This window comes from Chlamydiales bacterium (genome assembly GCA_016185065.1).
GTDB lineage: Bacteria > Chlamydiota > Chlamydiia > Chlamydiales > Rhabdochlamydiaceae.
Window position 1 is genome coordinate 115,609 of record JACPOL010000003.1, and the last position, 12,700, is coordinate 128,308.

The 12,700-nt window shown below is 48.2% G+C and carries 11 protein-coding genes; 10 read left to right on the top strand and 1 reads right to left on the bottom strand.

The features are described from left to right. Positions 1–37: 37 nt before the first annotated feature. From HYX48_01450 to HYX48_01495, 10 genes are all read left to right on the top strand, one after another. Positions 38–532, top strand: coding sequence for a hypothetical protein (locus HYX48_01450; protein ID MBI2742566.1), 495 nt, complete (start codon positions 38–40; stop codon positions 530–532). Positions 533–573: 41 nt separating this feature from the next. Further along, entirely contained in the window at positions 574–1,845 is a 1,272-nt protein-coding gene (pcnB, locus tag HYX48_01455; protein ID MBI2742567.1) for a polynucleotide adenylyltransferase PcnB, read from the top strand. After that, on the top strand, positions 1,823–2,587 hold the full coding sequence (locus HYX48_01460) for a prolyl oligopeptidase family serine peptidase (protein ID MBI2742568.1): 765 nt from the start codon (positions 1,823–1,825) through the stop codon (positions 2,585–2,587). The genes pcnB and HYX48_01460 overlap by 23 nt, the downstream gene beginning before the upstream one ends. Beyond that, entirely contained in the window at positions 2,551–3,729 is a 1,179-nt protein-coding gene (lpxB, locus tag HYX48_01465; protein MBI2742569.1) for a lipid-A-disaccharide synthase, read from the top strand. Before HYX48_01460 ends, lpxB begins: the two co-directional genes overlap by 37 nt. Further along, entirely contained in the window at positions 3,730–4,167 is a 438-nt protein-coding gene (locus HYX48_01470) for a hypothetical protein (protein ID MBI2742570.1), read from the top strand. It abuts the gene before it with no gap. 65 nt (positions 4,168–4,232) lie between these two features. Further along, positions 4,233–4,415 carry a 50S ribosomal protein L32 gene (gene rpmF, locus HYX48_01475; GenBank protein MBI2742571.1) on the top strand — a complete coding sequence of 61 codons (183 nt, stop codon included), beginning with the start codon at positions 4,233–4,235 and terminating at the stop codon, positions 4,413–4,415. Continuing rightward, entirely contained in the window at positions 4,399–5,361 is a 963-nt protein-coding gene (gene plsX, locus HYX48_01480; GenBank protein ID MBI2742572.1) for a phosphate acyltransferase PlsX, read from the top strand. The genes rpmF and plsX overlap by 17 nt, the downstream gene beginning before the upstream one ends. Before the next feature lie 457 nt (positions 5,362–5,818). Continuing rightward, positions 5,819–7,360, top strand: a complete 1,542-nt coding sequence (locus HYX48_01485; protein MBI2742573.1) for a ribonuclease E/G — start codon at positions 5,819–5,821, stop codon at positions 7,358–7,360. Beyond that, on the top strand, positions 7,338–8,363 hold the full coding sequence (locus HYX48_01490) for a 1-acyl-sn-glycerol-3-phosphate acyltransferase (protein MBI2742574.1): 1,026 nt from the start codon (positions 7,338–7,340) through the stop codon (positions 8,361–8,363). The genes HYX48_01485 and HYX48_01490 overlap by 23 nt, the downstream gene beginning before the upstream one ends. Next, positions 8,338–11,262: an insulinase family protein gene (locus tag HYX48_01495; protein ID MBI2742575.1), complete on the top strand. Its 2,925-nt coding sequence runs from the start codon at positions 8,338–8,340 to the stop codon at positions 11,260–11,262. The genes HYX48_01490 and HYX48_01495 overlap by 26 nt, the downstream gene beginning before the upstream one ends. 168 nt (positions 11,263–11,430) lie before the next feature. Here the strand turns inward: HYX48_01495 and HYX48_01500 are convergent, their stop codons facing one another. After that, a complete protein-coding gene (locus HYX48_01500; GenBank protein ID MBI2742576.1) occupies positions 11,431–12,699 on the bottom strand; it encodes an MFS transporter in 1,269 nt (422 codons plus the stop codon). Position 12,700: the final 1 nt, after the last annotated feature.

Consider the following 12,700-nt stretch of genomic DNA (forward strand, 5'->3'; position numbering starts at 1 on the left):
GTAAAATCGTAACCAGCCCCAACCTGTCTATAAGAAAATGTTTACTTTTCCACCAACGATTATTTTAAGACACAGACGAGAGAATCTAAGAAAGTGCAGCCTTCGCGGATTAGAATCGCGAGAGGATCTCTCTTTCTTTACCTACCCGAAAGATTCTCTCCCCATCGTTGAAAATTATCTTTTACTCTCGATGGATGGAGAGGCCCTCTCAGAAAGAGACCGGGATCTGGGGCTCCTGCTTCTGGATGGGACCTGGCGCTACGCTGAAAAAATGAAAAAGAGCCTCTCCTTTCCTCTGATTGAACGCAGCATCCCCCCTGGATTTCAGACCGCCTATCCGAGGAGTCAGGAGGATTGCAAAGACCCTACAAAGGGGCTGGCGTCGGTTGAAGCTCTCTATATCGCCTACGTGCTGATGGGTAGAGATCCCAAGGGTCTGCTCGATCACTACTACTGGCGTGAAAAATTTTTAGAATTAAATCGAAAACACTTAGAAAGAGCTCTCTCTCCAACCTTGACTTTTTCCTCTTAATTGCTTAGTTTTTAGCCTTTTCAAACGCTCTGGCGCACTTAGTGAAACAAAAAATTTATCCAATCGAAGAACACGGTCTTCCTATCGACCAGATCGACCGCGACGCTCTCTACGTTATGGAGAAGCTCCAGTCGGCTGGCTACATAGCCTACCTAGTCGGCGGAAGCGTGCGAGACCTGCTCTTGCGCAAGACGCCAAAAGATTTCGATATCTCCACCTCTGCAGAACCCGAAGAGATCAAAAAGCTGTTTAGAAACTGCATTCTCATCGGCAGGCGCTTTCGCCTTGCCCACGTTCGTTTTGGAAAAAAAGTGGTCGAAGTGGCGACCTTCCGCTCCGGCGACTTGGAGAGTACCGATCTGGTTATCCGCGATAACAAGTGGGGAAGCGAGGAAGAAGATGTCATGCGGCGCGACTTTACCATCAATGGCCTCTTTTACGACCCCTCTACACAAACGATCATCGACTATGTCGGTGGCTATCCTGATGCGCTACGCAAATATTTAAGGACGATCGGCCAGCCTTTCGTCCGTTTTAAGCAGGATCCAGTGCGCATGATCCGCCTTCTGAAATTTCAGGCGCGCTTTGGTCTTGAGATCGATCCAGATGCGAGAATCGCTCTTCTCGAATGCCGTCACGAGATCTTGAAGAGCTCTTCCGCACGCGTCCTTGAGGAGCTACTTCGCATGCTAGAGCTCGGCTCCGCTTGCTCCTTTTTCCGTCTGATGACAGAGCATGGTCTCCTGCAGCTCATGATGCCTGCTCTCGCTGAATTTTTAGAGAAGGATGAAGGAGAAGAGATCTACGACTTCCTTCAAGAGGTCGACAGCACATTCCATGAGCCTCCTCTACCGATCTTGGAAAGGCCTGTGCTGGTGAGCTGCCTGCTATTCCCCATCTTTCAAAGAAGGCTCCTCACTCGCTATGAAGACCGCGGCCGTCATCCCCATCTAGGTGAAATTCTCTTTGAAGCCAACGATCTAATCGATGAGGTCTTCTCGACATTCTTCCACATTTCAAGGCGTCTTAAAGTTGGAATTTCGTCGGTATTAACCGCTCAGTTCCGGCTGACTCCGTTCGAGAAGAAGCGCGGCAAGCACCTCCGGGTACCAAACGACCCCGACTTCCCTCTCGCATTGAAATTCTTAGAAGTGCGCGCAGCTCTAGAGCCCGGCCTGCAAAAGGTGGTAGAGGATTGGAATCTAGCACTTACTTCACCGCAACTTCCTCCGAAAAAGCGACGAAGAAGAAAGAAGAGCAAATCTGGAACTCCAGAGGGAAAGGGTCATAGTGGTTCAGAGCCTAACGCTTGAGAACGGACTCTCCCTATCCTATCTTGGAAAAGACCTCGGCGAGGGGCCTCTTCCCGCTCTCTTCTACTTCGCTCTCTCCGGCGAAGAGAGCTTGATGCTCGATCCTTACAATCAGCCAGCTGCCTTTCTCGCGAACTACCCCATGAGACTTTTTTCAATGTCTCTCCCGTTCCACGGACCGGGATTCTCTCCCGTCGAGGCTCTTACCTTCTGGGCAAAGCGTCTTGCCGAGGGCCACAACTTAATAGAAGAGTTTGTAGATCAAGTGAAAGCTGCGTTTGAACATCTCGTTAATCGAGGCGCCATCCTACACGACCATGTGGGTGTAGCTGGCCTTTCAAGAGGAGCATTTATCGCATGCCACGTGGCTGCAAAAATTCCGCAGATCGACACGATTCTCGGTTTCGCCCCTCTTGTAGATCTCTCCTCCACAAAAGAGTTTGAAGAGATTGCAGAACTCCCTCTGATAAAGAGCCTGCGACTCGAATCACAAGTAGATGCTCTTATCGGTCGCTCTTTACGCTTTTACATCGGCAATCTAGATACTCGCGTGGGCACCTCCCGCTGCTTTCAATTCATTGAAATGCTCTCCAAAAAATCTCAAGAGAGAGGAGTGCGCTCACCTAGAGTTGAGCTGAGGATCAATCCATCCATCGGCCATCAAGGCCATGGAACATCTAAAGAGATCTTCGAACATGGAGCCGCATGGATGGCCCGCAAGCTTGGAGCATCTCTACAATGAGCTGTGATCTCTTTATTTTTGCAGGCGAAGCTAGCGCAGATCTTTTGGGAGCAGAGCTGCTAAAAGCACTCAAAGAGCAAGGCGCTGACCTAAAAATGATCGGTGTGGGCGGACCCAAAATGCGCGCTGAGGGCTTCAGCTGCATCGCTCAGATGGAAGAGTTCAGAGTCATGGGATTTGTGGATGTCTTCTTGGCTCTGCCAAAACTGATTAGGCAGTTCTTTTCTATCCGAAAAGCGATCTTGAAGATCAACCCCAAAATGGTCCTCTTCATCGATTATCCCGGATTTAATTTGCGCATGTCACGCGCTCTACGCAAGAAGGGGTTTACCGGAAAACTCTGCCACTTCGTCTGCCCTTCAGTTTGGGCGTGGGGAAAAGGGCGGATTAAAACCATGGAGAAGACTTTAGATCTTCTGCTTACAATCCTACCATTTGAAGCTCGTTATTTTTCAAACACTTCCCTACAGGTAAAGTATGTAGGACATCCTCTTGTACAGAGGATAAGAGAGCATCTTTCGAGCAAGGCTCTCTCTTTTCCTTCAAGGCGCCTCATCTCCATCTTTCCGGGCAGCAGGAAGAAAGAGATTCTTCGGAACTTCCCCCTCTACCTTCGCGTAGCAAAAAGACTCCTTTCCGACTCTCCCGAATTAATTTTCGGCATCTCCCTATCCCACCCCTCCTTCGCTCCCCTTTTAAAAGAGTTAACGGAAAAAGAAGGGCTGACTTGGGAAAAAGAGATCGTTCTCATCCCGCCGCAAGAGACCTACGCGCTGATGCGTGGATCAGAAGTTGCAATTGCCAAATCTGGAACTGTGACCCTTGAACTCGCTCTTCACGGCATCCCAACAGTTGTGACCTATGCGATCTCACCTCTCGACATTCTGATCGTAAAGTGGATCCTGCGTATTCGCCTCCCCTTCTGGTGTCTTCCAAATATCATCCAAGAGCAGGAGGTCTTCCCAGAACTGATCGGCCCCATTTTTACTGAAGAGAACCTCTATAAACATGTCAATCAGCTGCTTAACGATCCTAAAGCTCGAGAGAGCTGCAGAGAAAAGTGCCTAGCAGTTGCGACTTCTCTCGGAGAAAAAGAGTCCTTAAAAGAAGCTACAAAATTAGTAAAAGAGTTTGTTACATAGATGAAAATTCATATCGATCGATTACGCGATGGGCGCGTGGAAAAAATTGAGGAGACTCTCTCTCCTGAATTTCTAGAAGTCTCCGAAGAGGAGCTCGCCTTTAAAGAAACAATTACCGTTAAGGGAGAGGCTTACCTCGCGGAGGATCACCTCTTCATCACGTTAAATGGCGAGACGACCCTTCAGATGCCGTGTCAGATTTGCAACCGCACAACTAAGCTCCCTCTAATTATAGAAAAATTTACTCATGCTGAGGAGCTTACAGACATTAAAAGCGCTATTTATGATGCAGCACCACTACTCAGAGAGGCGATTCTCCTGCAGATCCCCCCATTTGCCGAGTGCGCGGGAAATAGCTGTCCGGAGAGGGGGTCTTTAAATAAATATTTAAAAGACAGAGAAAATCCCATCCACTTCCCATTTGCGGGATTGGAATAAAGTCTCTTTAAAAAAAAGTCGCGCAGCGTCTAATATAGACGCCTTAGAAGAATGGAGACCTTATTATGGCAGTACCACGTAACCGCACTTCGAATGCGCGAAAAAATTCTAGACGCTCTCACCATGCAAAAAAGCCGCTGAACGTATCTGCGTGCTCTAACTGCAAAAATCCTACTCTGTCCCATAAGATCTGCCCAAGCTGCGGATTCTATGATGGACGCGCTGTGATCCATGAGAGGACAAAGTAACTCCCCGGTGCGCGTCGCAGTCGATCTTCAAGGCAGCGACACGACTCCGGACCTGCTTCTCCCTTCTCTTCTAGCTCTTCATGAGGAGCTAAAAGATTCCGTTTCGTTTACCTTTTTTGTCCCCCAAGAACTCGCTCCCAAGATTCCTAAAACGATCTCTGCGGTAGTATGCCAAGAGGTCATTGTCATGGAAGATGACCCTCTTTCCGCTATTAGGAAAAAGAAGAACTCCTCTCTTGTGCAAGGCGTTACACGCATGCAGAAGGGAGAGATCGATGCTTTCATCTCTGCAGGGAATACAGGTGCGCTTCTCGGAGCGAGTCATATGCTTCTCCCTCTACTTCCTGGAATCGACCGCGCTGGTCTTTTAACTCTTCTACCTACGCGTCAGAAAGAGATCGCTATCATCGATGTTGGTGCAAATGTCGCCTGCAAACCGGAGCATCTCTTCCAGTTTGCCCTCATGGGAGTTGCCTATCTGAAGAGCTGCGGCATAGAAAGCCCTACAATTGGCCTGCTAAACATCGGAAGCGAACCGATCAAAGGGACGGCTGAGCTCCGTGAAACCTACCAGAGGCTTCAAGAGTTTTGCAAAAAAGAGAGCTCTGTCCATTTTGCTGGCAATATTGAAGCTAGAGACGTCTTTAAAGGGGAGATCGACCTCCTGGTTACGGATGGATTTTCTGGGAATATCTTTTTAAAAACAGCTGAAGGGTTAGCAGCCTTTATTCTAGAGCTTCTAGAAGAGACTTCAGCCTATGCCGGCTTGAGACATCGTTTGAATTACGCCGAGTATCCCGGTGCAATTTTGTGCGGAGTTGAAGGGGTGATCGTTAAGTGCCACGGCACAGCCTCCCCGCAATCCTTCATCCGCAGCATCAGAGGCGCTGTCCGCCTCGTCCAACACTCCTTCCTCGACAAGATCCGCGCCGAGCTCACCCTCTAACCCAACCACTTCTCCTTCGCCTTTTTAGGCGAAGGCCAAACAATTTATTAATTTTTTAGAGCCAAAATAGACATGTCGGACGGTGTGCGCTTCGCCACACCTCCCTTGGGCCACCTTGCGCTGCATGCGAAAGAAGGGGATCGGGCACCGGCACGGGCACGCACACGTTCACGAAAGAAAGACGGGAGAGAAGAATCGGGCACTCTTTTCTCTTTCTCCCTCTTCCGTGTCCCCTCTCTTTCTCTCTTTCGTGAACGTGTGCGTGCCCGTGCCCGATCTTCTCTCTTTCTTTAACTACAACTGCAATTTGTTATGAAGATTCTCCGAGCTAAAGCAGAAGACTTCCCCAAAGAGCAGTTTTTCAGAGAAATTTTCTGGGAGAATTAAACTCAAAACTCAGGTTAATATTGGGGGTAACCAACCTACCTGAGTTAAAATTTTACTTAACGGATTACCAATGGAAGAGATTCTTTTAAACATCGAATCAAAAGAGAGACGCTACGCCCACCTTAGAAACGGCGCGCTCTACGATCTGATTCTAGAACGAAAAAAAACAAGACAGCTCGCGGGCAATATCTATCGCGGCAGAGTGACAAACATCCTGCATAACATCCAATCAGCCTTCATCGATATCAACGAGGGGGAAAATGGATTTATCCACATCTCCGATATCATTGAAAACTCTCAAAAGCTCCAAGAGATGTTCGAAATGGATTTCGACTGGGAGTATGAGGAGAAAGAGGGATCAAAAGCGCAAAAAGATGCCGACATCACAAAACTACTAAAAAATGATCAGCCAGTTCTTGTACAGGTTGTAAAAGAGCCGATAGGAACCAAAGGAGCGAGGCTGACTTCGAACATCTCCATTCCTGGCCGCTACCTGGTGATGCTTCCAAATACCTCTCACCGAGGCGTCTCCAGAAAAATTGAGGATCCAGCAGCTCGCGAACGCCTAAAAAAACTCATTCAAGCGTTTGAGATGCCGAAAGATATGGGGCTCATCTGCCGTACTGCAAGTATGAACGCCACTCAAGAGATGCTCATTGACGAAGCTAATGATCTTCTAAAAACCTGGCAGACAATTGTAGAGAACTTTAATAACGCAAGCAGACCCACCTGTCTGTATGAAGAATCGGATCTCATCAAGCGTGCAGTGATTACCGCCGTAGATAAGAAGTTCGATCGCATACTCGTCGACGACTATGCAACTCACCAGACGTGCAAACGAATCTATGCCAAATATAGCACCGAACACGATCTAAAAATCGAACTCTATCGCGATAAGACGCCGATGTTCGAACGGTTCAACGTAGAAAGAGAGATCGATAAGGCTCTACGCAGAAAGATCTGGCTATCAAGCGGAGGCTACCTCTTCTTCGATCGCACAGAAGCGATGTTCACAATTGATGTGAACTCTGGAAGAAGCACAAAATCCTCATCATCTGGCGACGTTGAAGAGACGCTGGTACGTATCAACATGGAAGCGGCAGACGAAATTGCAAGGCAGCTTAGACTGCGCAATATCGGCGGTCTCATTATCTGCGACTTTATCGATATGCGCTCGCGAAAGAACCAGCGACGCGTTCTCGACCGATTGAAGGAAGCAATGAAAGACGACTCTGCAAAGTGCACGATCCTGGGCATGAGCGAGTTTGGCCTGGTTGAAATGACAAGACAGAGAAGCCGTGAGTCGTTAATGCAGACTCTCTTTACCGACTGCCCTTACTGCGGTGGCAATGGAATGATTAGATCATACGAGACCACTTCTATCGAGATTGAAAGAGCATTGAAAAAGCTGATTTCAGCGGAAGAGCAGTTTGCACTGGAACTCGTCTCTCACCCCGACGTAGATCGCTATCTATGCCACGGTGATAAAGACTACTTCCGTAAGCTCGCTGAAAGATCGAATGCGCACCTTGAATTTAAAACTAATGACAATCTTCACTTAAACGACTTTAAATTCTTTTCGACTATCAATGGAAAACAGATCGAAACCTGAAAAAACATTCTCTGCCCAGCTAGCAGAGTATGAGAAAAAAGGAGAGCTAACCCCCAAGCTTAAACAGATCTTGGAGAGCTTCTATCTCTGCTATAAAGAGGCGGTCAAGAAGGGGGTAAGTGGCACTTTCGATCAAGAGGAGCTCTTTCTGGTCTTTTTAGATCTGGTCAGAGCTCAGATCGCCTCTCCTTTTACATTTGCTCCCTACCATGAGCATATCCGTAAGCCTTTTGATTACTATAAATTCGGAAATGAGTTTGCACGTCCTCTCATAGACTTTCCCCACTCCTCAGTCCACGGCCTTGCTCACGCAGATGAAGCGGTCCGTCTCTTGAAAAATAATGAGAATGTGATTTTTCTCGCTAACCACCAGACGGAAGCCGATCCCCAGGCTATCAGCCTGCTGCTCGAGAAGAGCCACCCTCTTCTCGCAGAAGAGATGATCTTTGTCGCAGGTGAGCGCGTTGTCACCGACCCTCTAGCCATCCCCTTCAGCATGGGACGCAACCTCCTCTGCATCTACTCAAAAAGGTACATTGACCATCCCCCAGAAGATAAAGCTCTGAAACAGCAGCACAACAAACGCACCATGCAGCTCATGAGCGAGCTTCTAAGCCAAGGAGGCAGGAGCATCTACGTTGCTCCAAGCGGCGGTAGAGATCGCAAAAACGCTGCAGGCGTTGTCGAAGTGGCTGCATTCGACCCTCAGAGCATTGAGATGTTCTATCTCATGGCTCAAAGAGCAGGCAGACCCACCCACTTCTATCCATTGACACTAGCAACCTATGATCTTCTCCCTCCCCCTGCCGATATCCAGATTGAACTCGGAGAGGTCCGAGTGACACAACTCGCTGACATCCACCTCTCTTTTGGCGCGAAGATCGATATGGACCATTTTCCTGGTTCCGACATGAGCGACAAGCATGAGCGAAGAAAAATGCGAGCCAATTATATTTGGAATCTAGTAAAAGAAGATTATGAAAAAATTACTCGCACTCGTTAGCTCTTTTGAAATCCTGGTTTCTCCTCTAGTTTTTGCGGACTCAACCGCACAAAAAACACTTCAGGGTCTAGATTACCAGACAGTCCAAAACCAGATCTCCTACCCGATCTTAAACCCCTCCCTGCGCGGTAGGGCTGTTGAAAAGATTCAACTTAAGAATGGTTTACAGGTCTACCTTATCTCCGATCCGGACGCTAAGCAGTCTGCTGCTGGTCTCTGTGTCGAAGCTGGCTCTTGGAACGACCCGAAGGAGTTTGCCGGCATGGCTCACTTCTGCGAGCATATGCTCTTTATGGGAAATAAGGCCTATCCCAGTGAGTTCGAGTACATGCAGTATATTGCAGACCATGGAGGCAAGGTCAATGCTTCCACATGGCCCGACCGCACGATCTACATGTTCTCTGTCAATAATGATTCTTTCGAAGGCGCTTTAGACCGCTTCTCCCACTTCTTCATCGACCCTCTCTTTCTCACCTCCTGCATTCAGCGCGAGCTCCATGCAGTCGATCAAGAACACGCCAAGAATATCGAGCACGATGGCTGGCGCCAGTATATGGTCTTCAAAGAGACGGGAAATCCCCTTCATCCAAACGCCTCCTTCTCGACAGGAAATGCGAAAACTCTGGGACATATCCCTCAAGAAGCTTTAAAGAAGTGGTACGACACTCACTATAGCTCAGATAAGATGCATCTTGTCGTCCTCTCTCCCCTTTCTATTCAAGAGCTCACTCCACTTGTTGCCTCTACATTTTCTCAGGTGCCTGTGCGTGAGAACCTCGACAGGCCGCTTCCTGAACAGGTGACCTCTCCTCAGCAGCGCGGCCACATGATCTACCTCAAGCCCGTGAAGGATCTCAAAGCCCTCTCTATGATGTGGGAGATCCCCTCGGTGCTTTCAGACATAGAACAGCGTTCGATGGTCTCTCTCGTGAGCTATGTGCTTGGTAATGAGACAAAAAACAGCCTACTCGAGCAGTTAAAGCGCGAAAAATTGGCCGACTCGATAAGAGCAGGCACGGATCTACAGACAAGAGGAAAAATTCTCTTCACAATAGATATTGATCTGACCGCTCAAGGCGTCGCCCAGGCCGACATCGTGATTGCTCGCGTATTTCAAACGCTGAGCCGGTTAAAAGAGCAGGGCATCCCTTCTCAACTCTTTGAAGAGATGAAGAAAATGGCTGTGCTCTCTTATCAGTACCAGTCGCGTGAAGATGCATTTCAATTCATCTCTAAGCAGGCTCATGACATTCTCGATGAGGATCTCACAACCTACCCTGAAAAGACTCTTATTCCAACTCAGTACGATTCGAGCTATCTCTCCCAATTTCTAAGAACGCTCACCCCTGAAAGCTGCATCTACTTCCTTCAGGCAGACCCTGAGAAAACAGGTGTGCAGCCCGATAGAAGAGAGAAGTGGATGAACGCGGAATATGCGATTAGAGAGGTCCCTCAAAACAAGTTAACTGCGTGGAGCAAGATCTCACCTCATCCGCAGATCGGTTTGCCTAGACAGAATCCCTTTCTCCCCGATTTCTCTAACTTTGCGATAGGCCAAGAGGTCGATGAGTCGACCGTAATCCCAACGCTTCTTGCTGATGATAGAGCCGGAAAGCTCTACCATGCCACTGACAGACGCTACCTCGTTCCTGAGATGTTCGCCTCATTCGCTCTTAAAACCTCTCAGATCGATGGAAGCGCCAAGGCAGCAGCTCTGTCTGACCTCTATATTCGAGCACTCACAGAGAAGCTCTCATCGACGATCTGGTATGCGCAAACAGCAGGCATGGAGCCGCAATTTGGAATTCAGGACCTTAAATTTGTCGTCCACCTATCCGGCTACCATTTTAAAGCGCCTCTACTGTTAAAAGAGATCTTCCGTAGTCTCAAAGAGGTCCATCCAACTAAAGAGGAGTTCGAACTCTATAGGCAGACCCTCTTAAGCAACTATGAGAATGGAACGAAAGAGCTTCCTCTTCTGCAAGCCCGCGAGCTCCTGGATAGCATCCTCTACAACGATGCTGCAACTTCAAGTGAAAAACTCCAGGCACTTAAAACGCTTTCATACGACGAGTTTATCTCATTTTCTAAGACCCTCTTTAAGAGCACCTATATCGAAGGTCTCGTCTATGGAAATTTAGAAAATCATCAGGTTAAAAGCCTCTGGGAAGAGCTCAAAGGAGGCCTCGGATCTACCCCTCTTGCTGCCTCTATGCAGCAGAAGAAGCAGCTTCTTCTCCTCCCTGAAAAACGCGGACCCTATCTCGTCTCCCAAACGACCCCTCGCCAAGGAAATGGCGTTATTCTTGTGTTAGAGGAAGGACCTTTCAGTTTTGAAAAAAGAGCGGCCCAAGAGATCCTTGGCATCACGCTTCATGAAGCCTTCTTCGACACCCTTCGAACCAAACAGCAGACAGCCTACATCGCAAAAGCTTGGCCAGTTGAAAAAGAGAAGCAGCTGATGCAGTTCTTTGCTGTTCAGTCGAGCACACACCACCCAAGCGATCTGATTGCTCGCTTTGAACTCTTTTTGGAAAATTTCGTAAAAATGTTTCCAGAGAACATCTCTCCTGAACGCTTTGAAGAGCTCAAGCAGATGCTCACAACAACTCTTCAAATGCCTCCCGAAAACCTCTACATGATGGGCCAGAGGCTGAACAAGTTTGCCTTCGAATATGATGGCGACTTCTCATGGATCGATAAGAGGATCGGTGCCGTATCTACCTTGACGTACGAAAAGCTGAACTTCTTCGCAAAAGAGTTCCTTTCAAGAAACAACTTAAGACGTCTCGCAGTGCTTATGGAAGGCGTCCTAAACCGAGAGAACGACTTCCACTATGAGCAGATCTCTAAAGAGGATATCTGCGACCTTGGCGTCTACATCTCCTCCGCTCAATAAAAGAAGAGCGCTCGGAGGAGAAATGGACAAAAGTGGACGAGGTGGACACGCGCTGAAAAAAGAAAGAGACTCTCTTTTCCCTCTTTCTTGCCCGCCTGTCCACTTCGTCCACTTCCTGTCCACTTAGTCCATTTTCTTAGAGCGGGTCTTCTTCCGCTTGTCGAAAAATTAAATGGGGGTGCTGTCCTTCTTTCTTCCCAGAGTAATGTAGTATTGAGAGATAAGCCCGATAAGAGCTACCCCCATGAGCACAAATGCAGGAGCAATTAGCGCCTGAGTCTTTTGGATTAAAGAGAACGCAAGTAGAGGCGTCACACCGCCAAAAAGAGCGTTGCACATGTTATAGCTCATCGCTACGCAGGTGAAGCGAACTGAGGTCGGAAAGAGAGTGCAGATGATGGCTGGCAAGAGAGCAAACTGCGCCGAGATAAAGAGAATAAGTAGAATATGAAAGAAGAGCGCTAGGACAAGCGAGTACTGGATTGCAAAAGTATAAAAGGGAAAGGCGAGTATAAGTGTCCCGAGAGCGCTAATAAGAAGCAGCTTCCGCATGTCGTAGCGATCCCCTAATCTCCCTACAATTGGCATCAATATGTTAGAAAAGATGAGAAATCCCACATTGGTGAGCATTGCAGAGTGAAAGCTCATCTCTAAGATCTGAGAGAAGTAGAGAGGGGTGAAAACAAAAATCAGATACCAGCCAGAGAGAGGGAGGATAGACAGGAGAAAAGCCTTTAATAGCGCCTTCCTATGTGTGTGCAGCGACTCAAAAAGAGGTTTTCCTACAAGATGATGCTTCTCTTTGATCTCTTCAAATGCTGGAGTCTCTGCCAGTCGCTTACGCAAGTACCAGCCGCTAAGACCCAATAGCCCCCCAACGAGAAAGGAGAGCCGCCAGCCCCAAGAGGCGAAACTCTCTGGAGACATAAAGAGCTTAATCACCAGAAACTCCAGTGAGCTCAAAATGGAGCCTACTTGTGAACCAAAAAAGCTAAAACTACCATAGAAGCCGCGCTGGTTAGGCGGGGCCATCTCTATGAGATAGCAGATCGCGCCCGGAAACTCTCCACCAGTAGGAAATCCCTGCAAAAAGCGCATGAGCAGAAGAAGAAGCGGGGCGGCCACACCAATCACAGCGTATGTAGGAAGAAGGCCAATCATGAAGGTGGGAATTGCCATTAATGTGAGCGACATCAGAAGAGCCACTCTTCGTCCCAATCTATCGCCAATATGACCAAAGAAGATCCCCCCAAGCGGCCTAGATAAGAAGCCGACGGCGAAGATCATAAAAGTCTGTGTGAGGGAATCGATGAAATCGAGCTCAGGAAAAAAGAGCATCGCAAAAAGAGGAGTGAAATGCACGTAGAGTGAAAATTCATACCACTCTAGAGCATTTAAGATGATACTCGCCCCAATTTTTCTAGAGTGTGCTCTCATC